This is a genomic window from Halomonas sp. XH26 (genome assembly GCF_024138895.1).
Lineage (GTDB): Bacteria > Pseudomonadota > Gammaproteobacteria > Pseudomonadales > Halomonadaceae > Vreelandella > Vreelandella alkaliphila.
Genome location: NZ_CP071889.1, coordinates 124,421 through 150,346 on the forward strand (window position 1 = coordinate 124,421; position 25,926 = coordinate 150,346).

Consider the following 25,926-nt stretch of genomic DNA (forward strand, 5'->3'; position numbering starts at 1 on the left):
AATAAGGTATGCGGATGCGTAATAACCAGCCAGTCACTCAGCGTGAAGTTGAACTTCAGAGTGATGATTTCCTTGTTTCGCGCACGGATCTTAAAGGGCGTATTACCTATGTAAACCCAGCGTTTATCCAGATAAGTGGTTTCCAGCAAGAAGAGCTGGTAGGTGCGCCCCATAACTTGATACGGCACCCGGATATGCCGCCAGCGGCGTTTGAAAACCTGTGGCAGACCGTGAAAAGCGGTGAAACATGGCGAGGGCTGGTTAAAAACCGTTGTAAGAATGGCGACCACTACTGGGTTAGTGCCAGCGTAACGCCGATTATTGAAGACGACCACGTCGTTGGCTATGCCTCTGTCAGGGTGCAGGCAACCCGAGAGGCGATTGCCCAAGCGGAACAGGCCTACGCTGAAATACGTGAAGGCCGTAACAAACAGCTCTATTTAGACAAGGGGCGGTTGCGTAAGAAAGGCCTAACTCAACGCTTAAAACGGATACGACTAGATACTCTGCGCGCTAAATTGATTGGCATGATTGTCGTTGCTGGCGCGCTGCTGCTGGTGAGTGGTGGCCTTGGGCTGTATGGCCTTAACGTCGCAGGAGAGCGGCTAGCGACGCTTAATAATGATGGCCTGCAAGACGTTATTCGCTTACAGCAAATAGACCAGACCATCGCGCAAACGCGCCAGGCCATGATTGAACCAGAGCGTATGGAGCTGATTCAGCAGCGCTTTGAGATGGGGGACATGATTGCCAATAGCGCGGCGACGATTGAGTCCGCTTGGCAGCAATACTACTCCCGTGATGTCAACACGACAGCGCTTGCCACTTCCTTCAACGCTCAGCTGCAAACCTTTTTAGACAATGGCATGTTCCAGGCGGAAACCGTCTTGCAAGCAGAAGACACGTATCAAGTGTTCACCGGCTTGGACGCGGTCATCAGTGTAATGAATAACGAAGGGCGCGAACTCTCGTCGATGGTGAACCAGCTCATCGCCGAAAAACAGGCTGACGCCGAGGTGATGGCTGCCGATGCTGAGCAAGGTCAAGCCAGCATGCTAAGCGCTCAAGCCGCTGTGCTAGGTGTTGGCGTACTGGCGCTTATCCTGCTTGGGGTGATGACGTTACGTTCCATTGTTCGGCCGCTAAAAAGCGCGTCTCGCTTTACCTTGCAAATCGCGGGTGGAAACCTAGCGGCTAAAGTGCCTCCCCATCAGCGTGATGAAGTTGGGATGCTGATGGAATCGCTGAACACTATGCGGAAAAGTTTGAGCAGCATTATTAGCGATGTAAAAGGCGGTATTAATGTGGTTACACCTGCTGCTCGGGATATTGCCAACGGTAATGAGGCTTTATCGTCTCGTACCGAGCAACAGGCAGCATCGCTACAGCAAACCGCATCCAGCATGGAAGAAATGACCACGACCGTGCGTCAAAACAGCGATAACGCTCAAGAAGCGCGTCGTCTTGCCGATAACAATGCTAAGCAAGTGACCCAAACCGGAGAGCTCATGTCGCAGTTGGTCGAGAATATGCAGCGAATTACCCAAAGCTCGCAAAAAATGACTGACATTATCAATGTGATTGACTCGATTGCTTTCCAAACCAATATCTTGGCGCTCAACGCATCGGTAGAAGCTGCCAGGGCCGGGGAGCATGGTCGTGGGTTTGCGGTGGTTGCTGAAGAAGTGCGTAAGCTGGCAGGAAGAAGCGCAAGCGCCTCTCAAGAGATTCGTGTGCTGATTGATGGTTCTAATCAAGAAGTCAATGTGGGGGCTGGGCTGGTCAAAAAAGCCGAAGTAGCGATTAGTGAGGTTGCCGATGCGGCGCGCAATGTTACCCAGATCATGCATGATATTTCGTCAGCGTCAGCAGAACAGAGTCATGGTATCGCGGAGGTGAACCAAGCCGTTGCCGAAATGGATCAAGCGACACAGCAGAATGCCGTTCGTGTCCAGGAAACAGCACGTGCCGCCGTGGCATTAGAGCAGCAAGCGGGCTTATTAGCCCTGTCTGTTGAGGCGTTTCGTTTGAACCATCAGAACTCGCCAACAACAGCGCTTAGTACAGCCCCTACTGCCTATCGATCGCGAGCTCAGCTCCCAGATAGCCCAACTAAACCGCCTTCGTCGCCAACCACACGGCAGCTGGCCGCAGTAGAGGAGTGGGAAGAATTTTGATCGACCAACGCGAGCGGGGAGTTGATGTCGGCCAGTGGGCATCGGGAGGGCAGATCGAACGTGATCTTGTGCTAACCGATGCCGACTTTGCGCGTATACGGGAATTGATTTACCAGCGCGCCGGAATAGTGCTGGCTGAGCATAAGCGTGAAATGGTCTACAGCCGCTTAGCCAAGCGATTGCGTCACCATGGTATTACACGTTTTACCGACTATCTGTCTCGGTTGGAGCGTCAGCCGGACGCTAAAGAGTGGGAGGCGTTTACCAATGCCTTAACCACCAATCTCACCGCTTTTTTTCGTGAGGCGCATCACTTTCCGCTATTAGCTGAGCACATTAAGAAACAGCAAAGTCCCGTGACTATCTGGTGCTCAGCGGCGTCCACCGGGGAAGAGCCCTACTCGATAGCAATGACGCTGTTAGAAACACTGGGGCCAAAAGCTACCCAGGCCAAAGTCATTGCCACTGATATTGACACCGACGCACTAAGCAAAGCGCGTGCCGGTATTTACCCGCTTGAACAGGTGCGTAAGTTAGAGGAAGGGCGGGTTAAGCGGTTTTTCCAGAAAGGCACCGGTAGTCATGCAGGTTTGGCACGCGTAAGGCCAGAAGTATCATCGTTGGTGGAGTTTTTGCCGCTTAATTTGCTGGCGCCCCAGTGGTCGGTAAAAGGCCCTTTCGATGCCGTTTTTTGTCGCAATATAATGATTTATTTCGATAAAGATACCCAGGCTAAGATTCTAAAACGGTTTGCTCCGCTAATGAAGCCAGACGCGTTACTGTTTGCGGGACACTCGGAAAATTTTTCGTATATCAGCGATGCATTCAAGCTGCGTGGGCAAACGGTTTATACCCTCGCAAAAAAATAAATCGGTTACGTGCGTTAACTCCTTTGGGCAATCGCCTTAGCGGAGTGGGTTGGCACACAGGTGGCTACCGTAATAAAGGAGGCGTGCTTTGAGCGCAGCCAAAATCAAAGTGTTGTGCGTTGATGACTCGGCGCTGATTCGTGATTTGTTAACGGAAATAATCAACTCTCAGCCGGATATGGAAGTCGTCGCCGTCGCGCCAGACCCCATTGCTGCGAGGGATCTGATCAAACAACACAATCCTGATGTGCTGACACTGGACGTAGAAATGCCGCGGATGGATGGTCTTGATTTTCTTGAACGGTTAATGCGGCTTCGCCCTATGCCGGTACTCATGGTGTCATCACTGACCCAGAGCGGCTCAGAGATTACTCTGCGTGCGTTAGAGTTAGGCGCATTGGATTTTGTGGCTAAGCCCAGCTTGGGTATTCGCAGCGGCATGATGGAGTATGCAACTGAAATTACCGATAAGCTTCGCGCCGCGGCCCGCTCGCGTCCTCGCCAAGCTCGCCATAAAAATGCGCCGCCACCGACACAGCTAAAAGCACCCATGGTGTCGAGTGAAAAGCTGATTATCATTGGTGCTTCTACAGGCGGCACAGAAGCGATCCGGTCAGTGCTCGAACCACTGCCGGCGAATGCGCCAGCCATCTTGATTACCCAGCACATGCCCGGTGGTTTCACCCGCTCTTTCGCCGAGCGGCTAGATCGGCTGTGCCGAATTAGCGTAAAAGAAGCCACCGATGGCGAGCGTGTCTTGCCAGGCCATGCCTACATTGCCCCAGGCGACCAGCACCTAGAGCTTGTCCGCAGTGGTGCTAACTATGTCGTGCGCTTAAATGATGGCCCGCCGGTCAACCGTCATCGTCCCTCTGTTGATGTGCTGTTTCACTCTGCTTCCAAGCATGCGGGTAAAAACGCCATTGGGGTGATTTTGACCGGCATGGGTAAGGATGGCGCTGTAGGCCTTCTTGAGATGCGGGAAGCTGGGGCGGCCACCATTGCGCAAAATGAAGAAAGCTGTGTGGTGTTTGGTATGCCAAGAGAAGCCATCGCCGTCGGGGGAGCAGTAGAAGTGGTTGCTTTAGATGATATTCCATCGCGGTTGATGGCCTTAATTGCCGCTTCAGGGCGTGCTCAGCGGGTATAACACCCCATTGCGCATAAATAAAAAAAGGGGACAAAAATGACACGCTCACTGCGTCATATCAGTATTCACTCTGCCGTTATTGCCGCGTTGGCTAGCTTTGTCATGCTGATAGTGGTGTTAGCTGGTATCAGTTTTATGGCAGATCGTAATGCTCAGGCCAACCTGTCAACCTATAGCCTCATCAGTAATAGTCAGCTCAACGAGATTAATCGCGCTGACTCATTGCTCAACCAGGCAATGCTGGCCATGGAAACGGCATCCAACTTTTTAATGGTCGGTCAAACACGCCAATCCAATGCCCAGGTCGACATTGCTCTGGATCGAATTGCGCGTGCCGAAGAGCGTTTTGAAAGCTTCGCTGCGTCGCCACGCGCGGGGCAAGGTGAGGCATTGGGCGAGGCATTGATAGAAGACTTCCGCACAGTACTGGCCTTGGTCAAACAGCAGCATGCGACGTTCGAAACCATGGACATCAGTACCTTCAATCAGCTTCGGGGTGAACTGGTTGAGCCATTGAACAGCTTAGCCAATAGTGCGACGGCTTTCGTGCAGTATGGTTTTCAGCGGGTAGATAGCATTCGTGGCGATGCTGATGCGCAAGGCGATATGTTTATGTTAGTCAATGCGCTTGCCGTGGCAATTGCGCTATTGGTGACAGTGTTCATCTATATAGCATTACGCCGTACGGTCATCGCGCCGTTGAATGATGCCGTAAGACGGTTGGACAAAATATCTCAGGCTGACCTAACGGAATCCGTTCCCGCATCAGGCAAAAATGAAGTGGGGCGTCTTTTTTCAGCGATGGGCACGATGCAGCAAAACCTGACGGCGATCGTGACACGTGTTCGAGAAGGCAGTAGTGAAATCCATCACGGCACTCGAGAGATAGCGAGTGGCAATGCGGATCTGTCATCACGCACTGAGCAGCAGGCTGCTTCGATCGAAGAAACGGCCGCCAGCATGGAACAAATGACGGCAACGGTTAAGCAAAATGCCGACAATGCGCGTCAGGCAAGCACGCTGGCCGCAGATGCCTCTACCACTGCCGAGCAAGGTGGCCAAGTGGTTGAGCAGGTAGTGCAGACCATGCACGGTATTTCTACCAGTTCCCAAAAAGTGGCAGATATCACCAGTGTGATCGACTCTATCGCCTTTCAAACCAATATTTTGGCACTCAATGCCTCGGTAGAGGCGGCTCGCGCTGGCGAGCAAGGGCGTGGTTTTGCCGTTGTGGCAGGCGAGGTTCGCAACTTAGCTAGCCGCAGTGCCGATGCGGCAAAAGAGATCAAAACACTGATAGATGCCTCTGTTGCACAAATCAAGCAAGGCTCTACGCTGGTAGAACAAGCGGGCACCACTATGTCCGACGTGGTGACGGCTGTCCGTCGGGTGACCGATATTATGGATGAGATTTCTGCAGCGTCTCAGGAACAGAGCGATGGCATTGAGCAGGTAAGCCAAGCGGTAGGGCAGATGGATGAAGTGACCCAGCAGAATGCGGCACTGGTTCAGGAAGCCTCCGCGGCGGCTATGTCGCTTGAAGAGCAAGCAAATAAGTTAGAAGAGGCGGTGGCTGTCTTTGCTTTGTTAACCAGCCAAGCGGGAGTGCAGCGTCAAGCACTGCCAGCGAGTAGCCAAGTAAACGTGCCTGCTGCCAGGCCGCAGGCAGCCACTGCGCCCCGCACTCGCCGAACCCCAGAGCCCAGCCACCACGACGAGTGGGAAGCGTTCTAGGTTTTAATAGCCGTTTTAAGAACGGTTTTAAGGACGGTTTTAAGAACTGCTTTAAGGACTGTTTTTAAGCATCGTTATTTTAGAAATAATTTGATTGAGAGGATGACCAATGGCCGATAAGAACATGAGTTTCCTGGTAGTGGACGACTTTCCCACCATGCGTCGGATCGTTCGCAGCTTGTTGAAAGAGCTAGGTTTTACCAATGTTGATGAAGCAGAAGATGGTCAGGACGCGCTGAATAAGCTGCGTGCGGGTAACTTCGAATTCGTTGTATCTGATTGGAATATGCCTAATCTGGACGGCTTAGAAATGCTTAAAGAGATCCGCCAGGATGAAGCACTGAAAGGGCTACCCGTATTGATGGTGACCGCGGAAGCCAAAAAAGAGAACATCATCGCGGCCGCCCAAGCGGGCGCTAACGGCTACGTCGTCAAGCCGTTTACAGCAGCCACACTCGAAGAAAAGCTAAACAAAATCTTCGATAAGATGGGTAAATGAAGCGGCTGTGCCTGAGTGCTCGGTTAACGAGGAGACAACACGATGAGTCAGCATGAGCAGGATAGCGCTACCCAGCTATCTGAGGAAGCCGCTGAAGACCTGATCTTTCGCATCGGCAAACTTACCCGTATGTTACGCGACAACATGCGAGAGCTGGGTCTGGACAAAGAGATCGAGAAAGCAGCGGAAGCAATTCCTGACGCGCGTGACCGGTTGCATTACGTCGCTACCATGACTGAGCAGGCAGCTGAGCGTGCATTAAACGCTATTGATCGCGCCCAGCCATTGCAAGACCAACTCTCTGACCGTGCTGAAGCGCTCGATAAGCGCTGGGCCGAGTGGTTTGAAGCGCCCCAAGAGTTGGATGATGCCAAAGCCTTGGTAAAAGAGACACGCACCTATCTAAGTGATGTGCCAACCATTGCTGCAGCGACAAATAAAGAACTGCTCGATATTATGATGGCCCAGGATTTTCAAGATCTTACCGGCCAGGTCATCAAGAAGATGATGGATGTCATCCGAGAAATTGAGCATCAGTTGGTGCAAGTGCTGATCGATAACGTGCCGGGTGCCCATGTCCGTGAGTCGATGCAGCGTAAGGCAGAAGACCAATGGAAAAATGACAACGCACGTCGTAATGAAGAGCTGTTGAATGGTCCTCAGGTGAAGGACAATGCGCCTGACATCGTTACTGGTCAGGATCAGGTCGACGACTTATTGGACGAATTAGGCTTTTAATGCGTTGTTATTAAGACATTGTGAAAGGCAGTATCTGGCACTATAGGCATTTGTTCAGCCGTCCCTCGGGGCGGCTGAATTTATGATAAGCCACGCAATATACCGCCGGATGGCCGCATGGCAGATAACGACAGCGATCAGGAAAAGACGGAAGAGGCCACACCCCGACGCTTAGACAAAGCCCGGGAAGAAGGCCAAGTACCCCGGTCTCGAGAACTGGCGACCTTTTTGCTGCTACTAGGCGGTGTGATCGGGCTGTGGAGCATGGGGCAAATGCTCTATGACCAGTTGGGCATGGTGATGGAGCAGGCCTTCTTATTCGAGCGCCGTCATGCCATGGAAAGTACCCCGATGCTGGTCAATGCGCTGGATCTGGGGCAGCGCACACTATTTGCAATGCTGCCGCTGTTCTTACTGTTGACGGTGATCGCCCTGGTCGCACCCGCATTACTAGGGGGATGGCTAGTCTCAGCAAAATCAATGCAGCCCAAACTGTCAAAGCTAAACCCAATAAAAGGGTTGCAGCGTATTTTTTCGTCGCAGGCATTGATTGAATTAACCAAAGCGATTGCCAAATCAATCCTGGTCGGTGGCATTGCAGCGGCGTTTCTGTACGCCAACCTTGGTAAGTTTATGGGGCTAATGAATCAGCCCATTCAGCAAGCATTGGCAAGCGCATTGAATATGTCAGCGCTAGCCGCTGGTCTGATCGTTTTATCGCTAGTGGTGGTTATCTTAATTGATGTGCCTTTTCAGCTTTGGAGTAATGCGAAAAAGCTGCGTATGAGCAAGGAAGAGGTTAAGCGAGAGCATAAAGAGTCGGAAGGCGACCCCCACGTCAAGGGGCGTATTCGCCAGCAGCAGCAAGCAATGGCCAGAGGGCGGATGATGAGTAAAGTGCCTGACGCCGACGTCATTATCACCAACCCAACCCACTATGCGGTAGCCCTGGCGTACAAGGAAGGTAGCATGGGCGCCCCGCGGCTAGTAGCCAAAGGGGCCGATGCAGTGGCCGCACGTATCCGCGAAATAGGCCTGGAAGCCGGTGTGCCGCGATTGGAGGCCGCTCCCTTGGCGCGCGCCCTGTATCATCACGTGGATTTAGACGCTGAAGTACCTGCGGAACTGTATACCGCAGTGGCTGAAGTGATGGCCTGGGCTTACCGCTTGAAGCAGGTCGCACAACAAGGAGGCGAGGTGCCCCCAACCCCAGACAATTTATCGGTCCCTCCCGAAATGGAACGTTCCAATCGAGATGCCGGTGGCAGTGAGGCGCAATCATGAAAGGCTTAACCCAATTGATCAATCAGCGCGATTGGATGGGCGATGTGCGCATGAAGCTGCTCGCAGGGCCGCTGCTGATTTTGATGATCTTGGGCATGATGATTCTGCCCTTGCCGCCCTTCGCGCTCGATTTGCTGTTCACGTTCAATATCGCACTGGCCATCATGGTGCTGCTGGTCAGCATGTTTGCGGAAAAGCCACTCGATTTTGCCGCTTTCCCCGCGGTGCTGTTGTTTACCACGCTATTACGGCTATCGCTTAATGTGGCCTCGACCCGTGTTGTACTGATGGAAGGCCACCAAGGCGGGGATGCGGCCGGTAAAGTCATCGAAGCGTTTGGTACCTTCCTGGTCGGCGGTAATTTTGCCGTTGGTCTGGTGGTCTTTTTGATCCTGGTGATCATCAACTTCATGGTTATTACCAAGGGGGCTGGGCGTATTGCCGAAGTGGGCGCTCGCTTTATGCTAGATGCCATGCCTGGCAAACAGATGGCGATTGATGCGGACCTGAACGCAGGCCTGATTGGTGAAGAGGACGCTAAAAAGCGGCGTGCTGAAGTCGCCCAGGAAGCAGATTTTTATGGCTCTATGGATGGTGCGAGCAAGTTTGTGCGTGGTGATGCCATGGCTGGCTTGGTCATCATGGTGGTCAATATCATCGGTGGGTTATTGATCGGTATGATGCAGCACGATATGGGTTTTGCTGATGCCGCTCGTACGTATACCTTGCTAACTATTGGCGATGGTCTTGTGGCCCAGATCCCTGCGCTGGTGATTTCAACCGCCGCCGGTGTCACTGTATCGCGCGTCAACACTGACCAGGATGTTGGTCAGCAAATGATCAGCCAGCTATTTATTAACCCTCAGGTCATGATCCTCTCTGCGATGGTGATGGGGCTGCTGGGCATGGTGCCTGGGATGCCAAACCTGGTATTTCTTATTTTTACAGCCCTACTGGCGGGCTTGGCGTGGTATTTGATTCGCCAAAAAGAGCAGGCGTTGGTAAAAGAGGAAATCTCAGCAGCGCCACTGCCCCAGCAAGAGTCACCGGAAGCCAGTTGGGAAGATGTGCAACTGGTTGATACGCTGGGGCTTGAGGTGGGGCATCGGCTTATTCCCCTAGTGGACTCCCGCCAGAAAGGGGAGCTGCTGGCTAGGATCAAAAGTGTGCGCAAGAAGTTTGCCCAAGAGGTGGGGTTCTTACCGCCCGTGGTGCATATACGCGATAACCTGGAACTGCCGCCGAATACCTACGTACTCTCTATGAAGGGGGCTGAAATTGGTCGTGCGGATGCACAGCCGGGCAAATGGCTGGCAATCGACCCAGGTCAGGTATCAGGCGAATTGCAGGGAACGCCCACCCAAGATCCGGCCTTTGGTTTGCCCGCCATCTGGATCGATGCCAATCAGCGTGAACACGCCCAGGTATACGGCTATACCGTGGTGGATGCCAGTACGGTCATTGCTACTCACTTAAACCACCTGCTGCATCGCCACTCGCCAGAAATGCTGGGGCGGCAAGAAGTGCAAAAGCTGCTCGATAAGCTGGGCGAGGATCAAAAGTCGCTAGTCGAAGAGGTGGTGCCGAAAGCCATTTCACTCACCGTACTGCAGCGTATTTTGCAGAATCTGCTCGATGAAGATGTCTCGATACGCGATATGCGCACGGTGCTGGATACTCTGGCAGAACATGCTGGGCAGCAAAAAGATGCTAATGAACTGACCGCACTGGTGCGCATTGCCTTGGGTCGAGCGATTACCCAGCAGTGGTTTGCCGGCCAGGAAACGCTCAACGTGATGGGACTCGATACCCAGTTAGAGCAAGTGCTTATGCAGGCCATGAATGGTAACGGTGCGATGGAGCCCGGGCTTGCTGATACGCTCATGACGCAGGCACAAGAGGCCCTGGAGCGCCATGAAGGTAGCGGTGAAGCACCGGTGCTGGTCGTACAACATTCGCTGCGTGCTGTTCTATCACGTTTCTTACGTCGGCGCGTGCGTCATTTGGTGGTGATGTCTCAAGCAGAAATACCGGATGACCGTACGTTACGAGTCACTACGGTAGTCGGAGGGCGAGGATGAGACTGACGCAGGACATCCGTTCCAAGCCATCAAGAAGAGGCGCAGGTAAAGCATGAGCGTGAGACGATTTGTTGGAGCAAACAGCCGCGATGTGATGCGCCAAGTGCGCGAAACATTAGGTGATGACGCTTTAATTGTCGCCAATCGCCGTACCGAGGGTGGGGTTGAAATATTGGCGATGGCGGATGAAGCGGTCGATCATTTTGAACCTTCCCCTACGTCGCCACCTCCACCTACCCCAGCTCCCCAAATCGCCTTTTCAGCGCAAGATTCAGATCCGCTGCAGGCAATGAGTGAACGCTTGCTGCGCGAGATGCAAGAGATGCGGGAGCTGCTGTCCCAGCGGCAGCCAACTGCCGATGCGCCCGTCTCTGCCACCACTGACGACCCTATCTTTCGTTTGCGCCAGCACCTGCTTAGCGTTGGTTTCAGCGAGGAGCTAAGCAACGAGGTGCTGGCGGCGCTGCCGACGTCATTGGCTCAGCCGGATGCCGATAGCGCGCTTGCGATGGAGTGGCTTCGTGGGCAGCTAATGGCGCGGTTACCCGTACTGAAAGAAGAAACCGGCTTTTTCGATCAAGCAGGAATTGTCGCGCTGGTGGGGCCAACAGGGGTGGGGAAAACCACCACCACTGCGAAACTAGCAGCACGTTTCGTGATGCGCCACGGTACGCGCCCTGTGGCCCTTGTCACCACTGATAGCTTTCGTATTGGTGCCCACGAACAGCTACGAATTTATGCCCGCCTGCTTGATACCCCCATGTATGCCTTAGACGCCGAGCAACCGATTGATGAGCTGGTCGGACGATTGCAGGGTAAACAGTGGGTGATTATCGACACCGTCGGTATGAGTCAGCGTGACCAGCGTGTGATTGAGCAAATTGCCCATTTGCAGGGTGGGCAAGCGTCCGTCCGCTTAGTGCTGCTGTTGAATGCAGCTAGCCAGCCTGAAACATTGGAAGAGGTCGTGTTGCGCTATCGCCAAGCCGCACGGGCGGCTGGCGCTGAGTTAGATGATTGCATTATTACCAAGCAGGACGAAGCTGGCCGGTTAGCCCCCGTGCTAGATATTGTCATACGCCATGGCTTGCGGGTGTTATTTGGTTCGTACGGGCAACGTGTTCCAGAAGATATGGCGGTTGCGGACCCTGCTGCGCTGATCGATCAAGCGCTTAATACCCCATTGGGAAGAGTGCGTGAAGGGCGATCTTCGCCCTCCGCTTCGCAGCCTCACTCGGTGAGTCTGCCGCGCTGGTCGCGAGACGTGCTGGGGCAAGGGCGCCGCCTCAGCTCTGTGCTGACGCGGCTGCGTGAAAGGATTATTGGGTTTTCAGCGTTAGAGTCGGTATGGGATATCGCCTCTTTACCGGGCGTGGTGCAAGACAGACGCTTGGATGCACTACTGGCTAGCGAGCCCTGCGCGGATAAGGGGCTGGGCATGGCATGGTCTCCCCGCCGTAATGAGCGAGGCTGTGACTGGTCGATGCCCGATCTTGGGCTAGACGCCGATGGCGGTTGGCTAGCGCTAACCAGCCTACAGCACCGTCAGCCCGCAGGCTGGCAATCACGGCTGCTGCGCCAGGGCGAAACGCTGGGGGCCGCCGTACATCTGCTCCCCGTATTTCCCGACCCCGCCACGTTAGCGTGGCTAGAAGCCCAACACTTGACCTGGATCACGCTAGTAGCTGCCACTCAGCGGGTATACTGTCAGGGCGAGCGTTATGTCCTGCGCCAGCTGTTCACAGATAGCCCGCTCACAGATCACACTGATCTGCGTTTTCGTGGGCAAACAGTGCAGCTGTGGCATACCCATATTGCTGTAGAGGACGCCGCTGGTACACCGCTGTTGGCATGGGTTGGTGAAGTTCGCGATCCAGAAAATGGCAAACGCATCGCGCGCCGCTACTGGTTAACGCCTGCCCGATTAGGTGCAGATGTGCGTTCGCTTCTGGTTATCCAACTGCAAAGCGAAGGGGTGTCTAGCCTAACCAAACGCGCTTGGCAGCAGTTGAAAGATGCGGATGATGGCGAAGTAAGCACGGAGGTTCGCTTATTGATGGCCAGCGGTATCGCCGCAGCAGCGGGACACTTAGATATCGCCAATGATGACGCTGCGATAGCACTGCGTTCCGATTTGCTAAGGTTATTGGGCACCACGCGTAAGCGGCGCGACACGGCGATGCTAGATGCGCTTGTTCACGCGTTTATGGCCCGTGACGCCATTCGTCAACTCAGCAGCGTTAGCCGTGAGGGGCTGGTATGAGTGCCCAGGATCAGGCAGCGGGCCTGCGCAAGTGGGCAGATTTACAGCGCCAGCAGCGCCAAGCAGAGTCAGTTGAAAGTGACCCCACGGGAGACGAACTTACGGCTGAGTCACTGACCGCTATGACCGACTCTTTGACGGTGCCGCCAACTGCTGCCCAAACGCAAACCACTGCACCGCCCTCGGTGCCGCAAAAGCCGCTTATCGTGATCGGTATGCCTAACGGTGGCGATCAGCAGGTGGCAAGAGTAAAAGGGCGCCTAGCCCAATGGTCTGTGCTGGGGCGACGTTGGGCTGGCGACCCGGATGATTGGGATATTCACATCGTCAATGCGGATGCCGCTAATCTTGGCCAACTGAAAGAGCGCTTTCCGCGTTGGGCGCTATGGATTAATAGCGATGCCGATGCTTTCGCACAGATGTATCGCTCGCTTCGGCAAGTGCAGGAGAACGGTGGCCCTAGGCAGCTGTTAGCACTGCACGAGCCAAACTTGCCGCGCAGAGGTCTGCTCGATAACCTGCGCGAAGCAGCCAGCTATTACTTGGATATAGAGCTTTTACTGCTGGCGCGATGACGCTAGCCTGACGCCATGTGGCCGTGCTTTAACAGTGGCTATCAAGCGCCCCTATAAGGAATAACAATGTCTATTCTCGCTGGTTTCAAGAAGCGTTATTACAACACGATAGTTACGCACATAGTTTTAACATAATGGACTATTTTGAGATCGCTAGCTTCAAGGTTGATAACTTCAAAACCGTGTTGATGGTGGCGCTAAGCGCCATCACCATGAGTGTTTATGCCGCTACGGGCAGTTGGAGTAGTGAGGTGCCTAGCGTACTGGTCGCGATGAGTGACCGAGCTGTCAGCAGCCAGCCCATTCAACCACCGGCAGGGGCGCAGGTAGAGCATGCTGCGATAGAGCGTATTCATTGGCGTTTTCAAATGCCGGTTAATGCGCCGGTTAATGCGTGGCTATGCCACCCTGAGCAGTGTGTTCCTTTGACTGCTATGCGAGGTTCAACCACTGCGTTAGCCGGTAAACAGGTCAGTGGGCCGCTGTACTTTCGTTTTGCGTTGACGCCGGGCCAGCGCCCGGTACGGGTGCAGGAACTACAAGTGATTGTGAATTACCAGTGAACAGAGTTCAGCCGTGAGGCACGAGGATGTATACAGCACAAGGCAGGATTAAACAGAGCGAGCTGTTAACCCAATACATGCCACTGGTAAGACGTCAGGCCTTAACGCTGCAGGTAAGACTACCCGCAAGTATTGAGTTGGATGATCTTATTCAAGCCGGCATGGTGGGCTTATTAGAGGCACTAGGGCGTTTTGATGCGACCCAGGGGGCAACGTTCGCCACGTTTGCAAGTCAGCGTATTCGCGGTGCCATGATGGATGAGCTGCGAACACGTGACTGGTTGCCGCGTAGTGTACGCCGCTCTGCCAGAGCTGTGGATGATGCGGTGCGTCGTCTTGAGCAGCAGTTAGGGCGCCCGCCGGAAGAGGGTGAAATCGCGCGTGACCTGGATATGCCGCTTAGTGAGTATCAGCAATTGCTCAACGATACGAACAGTGGCCAGTTGTTGCCCTTTGAAGAGCTGGTGGCCGAAGGGGCCGAGTCTGCGAAAGAGGAAGCCACTAACCTGCCCTTCGAACAGTTGTTAGATAAACAGCAGCGTCAGTCGTTAATTGATGCGATCGATGCCTTACCTGAACGTGAAAAACTACTGATGGCGTTGTATTACCAAGAAGAGCTGAACCTTAAAGAAGTCGGGGCGGTGCTGGGTGTGACTGAATCCCGTGTCTCCCAGCTTCACAGCCAAGCGATTAGCAGGCTTCGCGCTCGCTTATATGACACCACCTAACGCTACTATCAATCACGAATAACCGGCGAGGAGCCGTTGATGAACCCATCTACGCTGATCGGTATTTTTGCCAGCATGCTTTTGCTGGTAAGCGTGCTGTTTTTTACTGCAGAGTCGCCAGAAAGCTTTATCAACTTGCCGGGGCTAGCCATTGTGGTGACGGGCACCTTGGCGGCTACCTTTATTAGTTATCCGCTGAAAGAAGTGCTACGCGTGGTGCGCCTGGTGGGGTTGGTGTTTCGGCGTGAAAACACCTATGTGCGAGATGATATCAACGAACTGGTTTCCATGGCACGGCTGTGGTTCAAAGGCGATGTCAGGGCGGTTGAGAAGGAGCTAGAGCATACCCGTAACCCCTTTTTGCGCACCGGGATTCAACTGGTGATTGCTAACACGAAAGAGGACGAAATTTTCGATATGCTGCGCTGGCGAATCGCACGATTAAAGGCGCGGGAGCATGCTGAGGCGCAGATATTTCGTACCATGGCCACCTATGCGCCCGCGTTTGGCATGATTGGCACCTTGGTGGGGCTGGTCAATATGCTGGAAGTGATGGATGCAGGTGACCTTGACGTTATTGGCCCGCGCATGGCGGTGGCTCTGCTGACAACGTTCTACGGTATTCTGCTCGCCAACCTGGTGTTCAAACCGATTGCCGTCAAGCTAGAGCGGCGCACGGAAGAGCGACTTATCACCATGAACATGGTGCTGGAGGGCATTTCGCTAATTACTAAACGGCGGCTGCCTTCTTTTATTGAAGAAACGCTCAACTCCTTTGTGGCTAATTATCATGACGAGATCCGTGATGCCTCTGTAAAACCGCGGCCAACAGTTAGTTCTGCGGCAAAAGGATAGCGCTATGCTAGATCGTGATTCACGGCACGCACTGGAATTGCCCACTGTGTCAGGGGAGGGCGATGAAGGTTGGCTAACGAGCTATTTAGACGTATTAACGCTGTTAATCACGCTGTTTGTCTTACTGCTTGCATTGACCCCGCCGGGGGGAGGGGAAGCCTTTGATCGCGATAGAATGCGTTCTGCAAGTGCTATCACCTCGCTTCCGTTGGCCAGCTTAGCAACCGGTATTCATCCACGTCACAGCGGGCTAAAGCCGCGAATGACGGAGCTTAATATCCCAGGGGTTAGTGTCTCTCAAGGTGAAGAAGGTGTTACGCTGCGTATCGACGACAGCTTGCTTTTCCCTAGCGGTGACGCCGTACTAACGCCCCAGGGGCAAGATGTGTTAGAAAGCCTTCTGGCAGTGTTAGCATCCTTTGAGGGTCAAATTTCAGTAGAAGGGCATACGGATAATGTTCCCATTGCTACCTCTCGCTTCCCCTCAAATTGGGATCTCTCGGTAGGGCGCGCCATTGCGGTGGTCCGGCATCTTGAGCGCCAGGGAGTTGCTATTTCACGTATGCGGGCAGTCGGTTACGCCGATACCCAACCCATGGAAAGTAACGCAACACCGGAAGGTAGATCTGCCAACCGGCGCGTTGAACTGTTGCTAAGGCAGCAGACTGAGGGGTAAAGAGATTTCTTGAGGCCATCTCTGTGTTGAAGCATCACTCGCTACTACAGTCGTTCGGTGCATTACTGGTGCTCGATGCTGACTGCCGGCGCATACAGGCGTTTAGTAGCAACTTTGTTGAATTGCTGAGAATAAGCCTTCGTGAGGGGTGTCTCCCAACGCTCTCCAGCGTTCTAGGCAAGCGCTTAAGCCAGCGCGTACGCTACGAGCTACAAGGTCAGCAGCGTTTGCCGGGGCCGCTCACCTTTAAGTGTCCCGCTCGATCAAACCGTTTCCAGTTACATGCTTACCGTGCCGGTGCGCATGTGTTAGTTGAGATAGAGCCCCTTCATACCCTCGGTAAGCAGCGTCTACTTGGCACGGTGAACGAACGCCTGATGCGTTTAGCGGAAGCGACACATCAAGAAGAACTGCTTGATTATCTGGTGATAGCCGTTCAAGAATTAACTGGGCATGACCGGGTATCTGTATGCCATTTCGATAGTGATTGGCATGGGTTAATCGTGGCCGAGTCGTTAGCTAAGGGGCGCGTTCAGCCCGATACCGAGTTGCCGGTAGTTCGTTTACCTGCCTTGTTAGGGCAACGCTTTCCCGCCAAGGACTTCCCTATCGCACTACGGCGCGCCTATGAGCGCCATCCGGTGCGGCTGATCCAGGATGTCGCAGCACCCTGTGAGCACTTACTGCCGACGAGTGTGGCGGTAGATGTAAGTGATTGCTTCTTGCGCGCTCCGGCCCCTGAGCGGCAACAGTACTTACAACGACTTGGCGTACGCGGTGCACTAAGCGTGGCGATGCAGGGAGATACCGGCCTTTGGGGGCTGCTATTCTGCCACTCGGCAGCGGCTTACCCTGTAGCGCCGCCCGTACGAGATGCGGTACGTACCTTGGTGCAAATGGCTACGCAGCGGCTGTTACTGCTGAGAGCTCGCCAAGAAGCGCGCTATTTGCAGCGTGTACAAGATAGCCTGGTGCTTTCAAGCAATAATCGCTTAAAGCCTCAGGGGCCTTATCAGCTGTTTACGGAGCATGCCGAGACATGGAAGTCGCTCTTCCGTGCCAATGGCGTTGTGTTATGGGTGAAAGGCAGTATCTATCAATCAGGCAATACGCCCAAGCCAGAAACGATCAGCCAGTTGGTCACACGAATTGAAAAAGCCCATATCCATAGTGGGCCATGGTGTACCCAAGAGACAGCCAAAGAGCCGCTAACGTCCTCTTTAGACATGTTAGAGCAGAGTGGTGTGCTCGCCGTGCCGCTGCCTACTAACCCTGTTCAGCGCGGCTGGCTGATGTTTTTTCGCCCTGAACAAGTGGAGACGCTCTATTGGGCGATGCAGCCCTCTTCTGCATCACTACCGCCTATGATGATGTCGCCTTCTGACGCGTGGTGCGAGGAGGTCACAGGAAAAAGCGAAGCCTGGCAACGGGTTGAGCGGCTAGCCGCGATTGATCTGGGGGAAGATTTGACGCTGGCCATTTCGGCTTATGAGATCAGCACGCTCAATATGCACCTGGAGCGCGAGCGTAAAGCGCTGGCAGAAGCGAATCAACGGTTAGAACAGTTGGCACATTTTGACCCACTTACCCAGGTGTGGAACCGCTACCGCATCGAGCAGGCTATTGATGCAGAGCTGGTAGCAGCAAAACGCTATGGGGCGGCTTTCGCGCTGTTGTTATTTGACGTCGACTATTTTAAACAGATCAATGACACCCTCGGCCATAGCGTGGGCGATGATGTGCTGATTTCGCTAGCACGCATGGTGGAAAGCTCACTGCGGGGCTGTGATCATTTGGGGCGCTGGGGAGGGGAAGAGTTTGTGGTATTGGCGACCCACTCCAGTATGGAGGCCGCAGAAGGGCTTGCTGAACGCTTGCGTGGTTTAGTGGCAACGCTACAGGTGAAGGGCTTGGGCCAAGCGATAACGGTCAGCATTGGTGTCGCAGTATGGCAGCCCGATGATAGCTGCAAAACCATTATCGCCCGGGCCGATGCTGCGATGTACCGAGCTAAACGTAATGGGCGTAACCGCGTTGAAATCGCCGAAAAAAGCGTGCAGTGATACGCGGCATCATTGGTCGTCGGCGCGGCCGCATAAGCGCTGTATTCTCGCTATGGCGTCATCAGCACCATCAAGACTAAAGGTCATATACCAAGGCTCACTATCTTGTTGATCGAAACCGATAAACAGCTGTTCTCCTTGGCTCATTTGCGCCATTAATGTTTGCAGGTCGCTCAGGTAGAAGTGCGCATAAAACCCATCATCGCCTCGCTCGGTAATAAACTCGGCCATGGTATCGATGATCGGTGTGTCATCCACTCGGATCCTGGTAGGCACTAAGTTAACCGCGCGACTTTCGCCTTGTTGCTCAGCCAACGTGACCCGCATTTCCAGCCACGGTAAGTCGCAAACACCCTGAGTCGCGTTCAAACTCAAGGTGGCATCCGAATAGCTATGGGTTTCCACAGCACGAAAGTGTTGCTCACTGCCTAATGTTAGCGCCATTGACTGCCAATGATTGTGTGATTGCGCGGCATCAATATTGAACGTTGCTGCCATGCTAGGCAGCGCAGTGCTGGAAAGTATGGCGCTGAAGGTCGCTAACGCAAAAGGCTTTAAAGTAGGCATAAGGGTGGCATCGCACAAGAAAAACATTAGCCTATCGTTTGTTGACGATAAGCAAAAGGTAACGCGCTGATTTTTCTATATGTAGTAGTCTTTAACAAGAAAAATGCCGCATATAGTGTAAAGTCAAGTCTATACTTCATAACCGCAGAACGTATAATCGCACCGTTTTGAGCGCTAATTTCACCCCGTTGTGAAGGAGTTTCGCGACATGAGCACCGCAGCAAAGGCTATGAAGACTTCGAATGACGTCCCACTACAGGTTCCCTCAAAAGATATCTGGGATGCTAAATATCGATTAAAAGATCGCCATAGCCAACCTGTTGACCAGGATGTGGGTGCTACCTTCGAGCGTGTCGCACGAGCGTTAGCGGCGGTTGAAGGTGACAATGCTAACGAATGGCTGCCAAAATTCCGCTGGGCGTTAGAAAACGGCGCTATTCCTGCCGGACGAATCCTTTCCAATGCGGGCGCTGAAGCCTACAAACCTGCGGTCAGCCTGATTAACTGCACAGTTTCGCGCACTATTCGTGATTCTATGCGCGATATTCTCGACTCCGTCGTTGATGCTGGCATGACGTTGAAGTCTGGCGCCGGTATTGGCTACGACTTTTCGACGCTGCGCCATAAGGGAGCGTTTGTGTTTGGCGCTGGTGCTGGCACTAACGGGCCGCTGGCGTTTATGGATATCTACGACAAGATGTGTTTCACCGTGGCATCCGCAGGTGGTCGCCGAGGTGCTCAGATGGGCACCTTCGACGTTGGTCATCCTGATGTTCGTGAGTTTATTCAAGCTAAGCGAGAAGCCGGTCGTCTGCGCCAGTTCAACCTTAGCCTGTTGATTACCGACGAATTTATGGAAGCCGTGAAGCACAACGCCGACTGGCCGCTGGCGTTTCCATTGCACCCTGGTGAAAAAGACGATGTAAAAGCGGGCGATTTGATTTATCGCGACTGGCCCGTCATTGAAGAGGGCTATACGGTCGATGATGAAGGCCGCGTGGCTTGCCGTGTTGTTGAAGTCATTAAAGCGCGCGAGCTGTGGGACACCATTATGTCCTCGACCTATGACTACGCTGAACCTGGGTTTATTCTGATTGATCAAGTCAATCGCATGAACAACAACTGGTTCTGCGAAGATATCCGGGCGACCAACCCGTGTGGTGAGCAGCCGCTGCCGCCAGAAGGTGCTTGTCTGCTGGGATCGGTCAACTTGACCAAGTTTGTGATTGAGCCGTTTAGCGACAAGCCACGCTTTGATTGGGAACGCTATCGCAAGGTGGTAGCGATCTTCACTCGCATGCTCGATAACGTAGTGGAAATTGCTGGCTTGCCACTGCCGCAGCAACAGCGTGAGATTGAAGCCAAGCGCCGCCACGGCATGGGCTTTTTGGGGCTTGGTTCAACGATGACCATGCTTAAAATTCCCTATGGCTCTCAAGCGTCGCTGGCCTTTACCGAAGAAGTTAGCCGCCACCTCGCGCTGGAAGGCTGGAAGCAAGCGCTAGAGCTGTCTAAAGAGAAAGGCATGGCGCCTGTGCTTGAGCAAGAGCATACGATTACACCGAAAATGATGCGTGAGCGCCCCCAACTCGCTGCCGATGGTTATGAAGTGGGTGATAAAGTACCAGGACGTATTCTACATGCCCGCTATAGCCAGTATATGGCGAAAGTGGCTGAGCTCGATCCTGAGTTGGTCACACAGTTGGCGGAACATGGTGCACGGTTCACCCACCATAGCTCTATTGCGCCCACTGGCACGATTTCGCTGTCGATGGGTAATAACGCCTCCAACGGCATTGAACCCTCATTCTCGCACCGTTATTTCCGCAATATCATTCAATCGGGTAAGAAAACCAAAGAACAGGTTGAAGTTGTCTCGTTCGAGTTAGCCGCTTATCGTCACTTTATTGCCGCCGATGCGGTGGAAAGCGATTTACCCGACTACTTTATTACCGCAGACTCCGTGTCGCCTGAGCAGCATGTGGCCGTGCAGGCGGCCGCTCAGCAGTGGATCGACTCGGCAATCTCTAAAACGGTTAACGTGCCGACAGAGTTCCCGTTTGAGAAATTCCAGGATCTCTACCTACAGGCGTATGAGAGCCGCCTTAAAGGCTGCACTACATTCCGCTTCAACCCAGAAGCGTTTCAGGGCGTTCTGGTACGTGAAGATGATTTAAAAAACACCACCTACGTGTTTGAGCTGGAAAATGGCGAGACCTTAGAACTGGCCGGCGATGAAACGGTGGTCTACGACGGTGAAGAGCATAACGCCGCCAACCTGTTTGATGCCTTAAAAGAGGGCACCTACGGCAAATGGTAAGGGCGGGCTACGCCTTGCTACGAACATCGCCCGACACCCTTTGCTAAGTGGAGAACACCATGGCTGTAGAAATTACCTCAAAAATCGTTGGTTACCGTATCAAGCAGCAGGAGCAGGCAGCGCCTGCCCCTGAACTTCCGGAAGAAGACCCGCTGACGGTCAGGATTCCCTCGCGCCCAGAAGGAACGCTAGAAGCGGTATCCGAAAAGATCTCTTATGTGGGGGCGGAAGGTCGCAAAAAAGTCTATCTGCTGGTCTCTTTTATGCCCGTGGAAGGCGTGGTGGGTGGCCGACGTGTGGTCATTGAGCGCCCGGTTGAGTTCTTTTTCCCATCAGGACAGCTTTCCAGCGAGCACCAATGGATTACGGCGACGATGCGTAGCCTTTCCCTTGCTGCGCGCGGGGGATATGTCACCCAGGCAGTGGCTGACCTGCGTAAAGTGGCGTGGGATAAAGGGTTAGTGCGCTGTGGTATGAACCGTTGGAACAAGCCAATGTTCCACGATTCCGAAGTGGCGGCGATTGCCTGGTCGATCCAGCAGATTCTTTATCGGCGCGGGTTCTTGGACCAGGATGGTAACCAAGTACCGGTAGAAATGTTGGTAGAGCGTTATGCGCACCGCATGCAGCATGGCCATGCTTGGCAACCACCGGTCGACGAGCCAGAGACCAGCTCAGCGGTTAGCGCTGTGGAGCCGATTGGCGGTGCCGCTGAGCAAGAAAACGTCGTAAAAAAGCCTGAAGGCAGTGGCCCGGCAACCGTGGGTAACTGTCCTGAGTGTCGCGGTGAGCTTATTATGATGGATGGCTGCCCAACCTGCTATGCAGGCTGCGGCTGGTCTAAGTGCGGCTAAGCCAGACAAACCCACTAGAACGCTAACCAACAACGCCGCGTGGTCTAGAGAGCCACGCGGCGTTGCTTATTTTAAGGATAGAAAAGCTTAAGAACGAATAATCTGCCGTTGATTCAGGCGTTAGGGCTCAGGCGCTAACAAGTAGCGGCCTGACGTTATCGGTTAAATAGCAGTCGTCGAATTCCCCTTCGGTAGCCAACGCCTTTAAATCGGGAATAGTGACGTTATGGCGGTCACGGAACACCAAGCCATCTTCACTCAATGCGCTAAAGGTTCGGCTCACATGAACCGGGCTCAAACCTAGAATATCGGCTAGCTGTTCTTGAGAAAGTGGCAAACGGAACTGTTCGCTGATGTCATGATTAGTCTGGCGTAAGCGTAGGTACATTTCATGGAGGAAGTGGGCCATTTTTTGCCTAGCACTACGCCGCGCTAAGTTGACCAGCCGTTCCGTTAGTAGCGCCTGATGGCGACTGCCAATGGCAAACATCACCGAGGTCAGCGTTAGTGACTGACGAAATAGCTCTAGCATGCGCTTATGGGGAAAATGGCAGACCACGCCGTCAGTAATCATGCGCACGTTTTCCAGCCGCCTGGAAAACGCAAACTCTCGCAAACCGATAATATCGCCAGGCAAAAATACTTCCAGAATTTGCCGATCGCCGTTTTCTAAATGTCGATAGGAGTAAGCCCAGCCACTGCGCAAGGTGCAAAACTCATTCGCGGGGGCGTCAATTTCCCACAGCAGTGACCCTGCTTTGATATCGGTAGGACTCTCTTCCAACTCGATTAATAGCGCTTTTTCTGCTTCAGTTAGTGAGCAGTAGTGACTGAAGTGGCTAATAATGCAGCTTTTATCCTGATCCACAGCTTCCTTCTCCTAAAAAGGTTAGCAACGATTAACAGGCCGCGTTGTTGATCAATATAAACGTTAATCAATATAAACAGGGCCGTCCTATGTTGCTTGGTCTTTTCTGCTCTCTTGTCGTCCTTGGGGAGGGGCAGGCATATCGCTGTCATTTTCCAGGGGGGAGTTACCCACCCTGGAAGTGGCGCTAGGCGGTTTTTTTGGCACGATTACCACGTTTTAACAACGGTGCCAGGAAATGCCCTGTATGGGAAACGCTCTGCTTGGCAATCTGTTCTGGTGTTCCTTCGGCAATAATTTGTCCACCGCCAGAGCCACCTTCTGGGCCAAGATCAATAATCCAGTCAGCCGTTTTGATCACATCCAGGTTGTGCTCGATCACCACAATGGTATTGCCGTGATCACGTAAGCGGTGGAGTACCGTGAGTAGCTGGCGGATATCCTCAAAATGCAGGCCAGTGGTGGGCTCATCCAATATATAAAGCGTTTTCCCCGTGTCACGCTTGGCTAGCTCGCGGGCCAGTTTGACACGCTGCGCTTCACCGCCAGAAAGGGTTGTGGCACTTTGCCCTAGGCGGATATAGGAGAGGCCTACATCCAACAGGGTTTGCAAACGACGAGCGATAGCAGGCACTGGGCTGAAGAACTCCAGGGCGTCCTCTACCGTCATGGCCAGCACTTCGTGAATCGTTTTGCCTTTATAGTGGATATCCAACGTTTCGCGGTTGTAGCGTTTGCCTTTACACACATCGCAGGGCACATAAATATCTGGCAGGAAGTGCATCTCTACCTTGATCATGCCTTCGCCCTGGCACGCTTCGCAGCGGCCGCCTTTAACGTTAAAGCTGAACCGGCCTGGCTTGTAGCCTCGCGAACGCGCTTCCTGAGTGCCCGCAAACAGCTCACGAATCGGGGTGAAAATACCGGTATAGGTAGCTGGGTTTGAGCGCGGCGTACGACCGATAGGACTCTGGTCAATATCGATCACTTTATCGAGCTGATCAAGCCCCTCTACCTTCTCATAGGGAGCCGGGGTCAAGGTAGTGGCGCGGTTAAGCTCGCGGGCCGCGATCGGCATCAGGGTGCCGTTGATCAGCGTCGACTTGCCCGAGCCGGAAACCCCCGTGACGGCAATAAACAGCCCCAGTGGCAGGCTGAGCGTGACGTTTTGCAGGTTATTGCCCGTAGCGCCGCGCACCACCAACTGCTTTTCCGGATTGCCGGGAATGCGGTAGGGGGGCACAGCGATTTCCCGCGTTCCCGACAAGTACTGGCCGGTCAGCGAATTGGGGTTGTCCATCACGTCTTGAGGCGTGCCCTGAGCGACAATTTCGCCACCATGGACACCTGCACCAGGACCGATGTCGAGTACATGGTCCGCAGCGCGAATGGCGTCTTCGTCGTGCTCAACCACGATCACGGTGTTGCCCAGGTCGCGTAGGCGCTCTAGGGTTTTCAACAGACGGTCGTTATCCCGCTGGTGCAGGCCGATGGAGGGCTCGTCCAGAATGTACATCACGCCCACCAGCCCCGCGCCAATTTGGCTGGCGAGACGGATACGCTGGGCTTCGCCCCCCGAGAGCGTGTCAGCACTGCGCTCCAGGTTCAGGTAGTCGAGCCCTACGTTAACCAAAAACTCTAGCCGGGCATGAATTTCGTTAACGATCTTATCGGCAATCTCGCCTTTGCGGCCCGGTAGGGAAAGCTCGGCAAAGTAGCGCCATGCCTCACCGATAGGTAAGTGCACAATATCGGCAATGTTATGGTCATCGACAAACACATGGCGTGACTCTTTGCGCAGCCGCGAGCCGCCACAAGTGGCGCAGGGCTGCACGGCGATATACTTGGCCAGATCGTCACGCACCATATTGGATTCGGTTTCCCGATAGCGGCGCTGCATGTTGGGTAGTACGCCTTCAAAGGCATGCTCGCGCGTTACCTTGCGGCCACGGTCTCCCACATACACAAAAGGAATCTGTTCGCTGCCACTGCCATTTAAAATAATCTCACGCTCATGGCTTGCCAGCTCAATCCATGGCGTTTCAAGCTCAAACTGATAATGTTTAGCCAGCGCCTGCAGTTGGGTAAAGTAATAAATGTTGCGCCGATCCCAACCTTTAATCACGCCTTCCGCTAGCGATAGTTCTGGGTGGCTAATCAACTTGTCGGGGTCAAAATATTGCTGAACGCCTAAGCCATCACAGGTGGGGCAAGCTCCCGCCGGGTTGTTGAACGAAAACATTCGCGGCTCAAGCTCAGAAAGCGAATAGCCACACACCGGGCAGGCAAAGCGTGCTGAAAAGGCAAGGTCTTCCTGATCACCATCCATAAAGTGGATCATCGCCGTGCCGTCGGCGAGATTAATTGCGGTTTCAAACGATTCTGCTAGACGTTGGGCAATATCATCGCGCACCTTAAAACGGTCAACCACCACGCTGATATCGTGTTTCTTGCGCTTGTCGAGCGGGGCAATATCGTCAAGTTCTAGCACTTGACCATCAATCTGTACCCGAACGAAGCCTTGAGCCCGCAGTTCTGCCAGCAGTTGCAGGTGCTCCCCTTTACGACCTTTCACCACCGGTGCAAGCAGCATCAATTTGGTGCCTTCGGCCAGGTTCATGACTTGGTCGACCATTTGGGAAATGGTTTGTGCTTCCAGTTCCTCGCCGTGCTCTGGACAACGTGGTGTGCCTGCCCGGGCGAACAGTAGACGCAGGTAATCGTAAATCTCGGTAATCGTGCCGACGGTAGAGCGGGGGTTGTGGGACGTGGATTTCTGCTCAATAGAGATCGCAGGCGAAAGCCCTTCGATGTGATCCACATCGGGCTTTTCCATCATCGAAAGGAACTGACGCGCATAGGTGGAAAGCGACTCCACATAGCGGCGTTGCCCCTCAGCGTAGAGCGTATCGAACGCCAGCGATGACTTACCTGAGCCGGAAAGACCGGTAATGACGATAAGTTTGTCGCGGGGCAGCTCCACATCGATCTGCTTGAGGTTGTGGGTGCGTGCACCCCTGACCAGAATGCTGTCCATCAACACCTCGAATCGCGTGGCAAAA

At 53.7% G+C, this 25,926-nt stretch carries 20 protein-coding genes; 17 read left to right on the forward strand and 3 right to left on the reverse strand.

Annotation, left to right across the window (positions count from 1 at the left end; translation table 11 throughout):
* The first annotated feature begins 14 nt into the window (after positions 1–14).
* The 15 genes from J4377_RS00575 (at position 15) to J4377_RS00645 (ending at position 18,255) form a co-directional block, all read left to right on the forward strand.
* Positions 15–2,177: a PAS domain-containing methyl-accepting chemotaxis protein gene (locus J4377_RS00575; RefSeq protein ID WP_253486383.1), complete on the forward strand. Its 2,163-nt coding sequence runs from the start codon at positions 15–17 to the stop codon at positions 2,175–2,177.
* Positions 2,174–3,046 (forward strand): CheR family methyltransferase, encoded by an 873-nt coding sequence (locus J4377_RS00580; protein ID WP_038480220.1) that lies wholly within the window; start codon positions 2,174–2,176, stop codon positions 3,044–3,046. The genes J4377_RS00575 and J4377_RS00580 overlap by 4 nt, the downstream gene beginning before the upstream one ends.
* A gap of 88 nt (positions 3,047–3,134) precedes the next feature.
* Positions 3,135–4,196: a chemotaxis response regulator protein-glutamate methylesterase gene (locus J4377_RS00585; RefSeq protein WP_038480223.1), complete on the forward strand. Its 1,062-nt coding sequence runs from the start codon at positions 3,135–3,137 to the stop codon at positions 4,194–4,196.
* Positions 4,197–4,232: 36 nt separating this feature from the next.
* Positions 4,233–5,930, forward strand: coding sequence for a methyl-accepting chemotaxis protein (locus J4377_RS00590; protein WP_038480226.1), 1,698 nt, complete (start codon positions 4,233–4,235; stop codon positions 5,928–5,930).
* A 109-nt stretch (positions 5,931–6,039) separates the two neighbouring features.
* Complete coding sequence (gene cheY, locus J4377_RS00595) at positions 6,040–6,429, forward strand: chemotaxis response regulator CheY (RefSeq protein ID WP_009097747.1); 390 nt, start codon at positions 6,040–6,042, stop codon at positions 6,427–6,429.
* A 42-nt stretch (positions 6,430–6,471) separates the two neighbouring features.
* Positions 6,472–7,167: a protein phosphatase CheZ gene (gene cheZ / locus J4377_RS00600; protein ID WP_038480231.1), complete on the forward strand. Its 696-nt coding sequence runs from the start codon at positions 6,472–6,474 to the stop codon at positions 7,165–7,167.
* Positions 7,168–7,284: 117 nt separating this feature from the next.
* The gene (flhB, locus tag J4377_RS00605; RefSeq protein WP_038480234.1) at positions 7,285–8,451 is read left to right on the forward strand and encodes a flagellar biosynthesis protein FlhB; all 1,167 of its coding nucleotides are present in this window, start codon (positions 7,285–7,287) and stop codon (positions 8,449–8,451) included.
* Positions 8,448–10,532: a flagellar biosynthesis protein FlhA gene (flhA, locus tag J4377_RS00610; protein WP_253486384.1), complete on the forward strand. Its 2,085-nt coding sequence runs from the start codon at positions 8,448–8,450 to the stop codon at positions 10,530–10,532. The genes flhB and flhA overlap by 4 nt, the downstream gene beginning before the upstream one ends.
* A 52-nt stretch (positions 10,533–10,584) precedes the next feature.
* Positions 10,585–12,795 carry a flagellar biosynthesis protein FlhF gene (flhF, locus tag J4377_RS00615; RefSeq protein WP_253486385.1) on the forward strand — a complete coding sequence of 737 codons (2,211 nt, stop codon included), beginning with the start codon at positions 10,585–10,587 and terminating at the stop codon, positions 12,793–12,795.
* Positions 12,792–13,370, forward strand: coding sequence for a hypothetical protein (locus tag J4377_RS00620; protein ID WP_038480244.1), 579 nt, complete (start codon positions 12,792–12,794; stop codon positions 13,368–13,370). The genes flhF and J4377_RS00620 overlap by 4 nt, the downstream gene beginning before the upstream one ends.
* Positions 13,371–13,504: 134 nt before the next feature.
* Complete coding sequence (locus J4377_RS00625) at positions 13,505–13,933, forward strand: flagellar protein FlhE (protein ID WP_232482871.1); 429 nt, start codon at positions 13,505–13,507, stop codon at positions 13,931–13,933.
* 26 nt (positions 13,934–13,959) lie between these two features.
* Positions 13,960–14,661: an RNA polymerase sigma factor FliA gene (locus J4377_RS00630; protein WP_038480247.1), complete on the forward strand. Its 702-nt coding sequence runs from the start codon at positions 13,960–13,962 to the stop codon at positions 14,659–14,661.
* A gap of 39 nt (positions 14,662–14,700) precedes the next feature.
* Positions 14,701–15,516 (forward strand): motility protein A, encoded by an 816-nt coding sequence (locus J4377_RS00635; RefSeq protein ID WP_038480250.1) that lies wholly within the window; start codon positions 14,701–14,703, stop codon positions 15,514–15,516.
* A gap of 4 nt (positions 15,517–15,520) precedes the next feature.
* Positions 15,521–16,192, forward strand: a complete 672-nt coding sequence (locus J4377_RS00640) for an OmpA family protein (protein WP_038480253.1) — start codon at positions 15,521–15,523, stop codon at positions 16,190–16,192.
* A 23-nt stretch (positions 16,193–16,215) separates the two neighbouring features.
* On the forward strand, positions 16,216–18,255 hold the full coding sequence (locus J4377_RS00645; RefSeq protein WP_198349560.1) for a sensor domain-containing diguanylate cyclase: 2,040 nt from the start codon (positions 16,216–16,218) through the stop codon (positions 18,253–18,255).
* Positions 18,256–18,264: 9 nt separating this feature from the next.
* Here the strand turns inward: J4377_RS00645 and J4377_RS00650 are convergent, their stop codons facing one another.
* Positions 18,265–18,822 (reverse strand): hypothetical protein, encoded by a 558-nt coding sequence (locus tag J4377_RS00650; RefSeq protein ID WP_038486463.1) that lies wholly within the window; start codon positions 18,820–18,822, stop codon positions 18,265–18,267.
* A 208-nt stretch (positions 18,823–19,030) separates the two neighbouring features.
* Here J4377_RS00650 and J4377_RS00655 point away from each other — a divergent pair, with 208 nt between their 5' ends.
* Positions 19,031–21,142, forward strand: a complete 2,112-nt coding sequence (locus J4377_RS00655) for an adenosylcobalamin-dependent ribonucleoside-diphosphate reductase (protein ID WP_120385953.1) — start codon at positions 19,031–19,033, stop codon at positions 21,140–21,142.
* A gap of 59 nt (positions 21,143–21,201) precedes the next feature.
* Entirely contained in the window at positions 21,202–21,996 is a 795-nt protein-coding gene (locus tag J4377_RS00660) for a hypothetical protein (RefSeq protein ID WP_038480263.1), read from the forward strand.
* A gap of 127 nt (positions 21,997–22,123) precedes the next feature.
* On the opposite strand, the gene J4377_RS00665 is transcribed toward J4377_RS00660, so the two are convergent.
* Positions 22,124–22,864: a Crp/Fnr family transcriptional regulator gene (locus tag J4377_RS00665; protein ID WP_038480266.1), complete on the reverse strand. Its 741-nt coding sequence runs from the start codon at positions 22,862–22,864 to the stop codon at positions 22,124–22,126.
* A gap of 187 nt (positions 22,865–23,051) precedes the next feature.
* A complete protein-coding gene (gene uvrA, locus J4377_RS00670; protein ID WP_038480269.1) occupies positions 23,052–25,901 on the reverse strand; it encodes an excinuclease ABC subunit UvrA in 2,850 nt (949 codons plus the stop codon).
* Between the last annotated feature and the right edge of the window lie 25 nt (positions 25,902–25,926).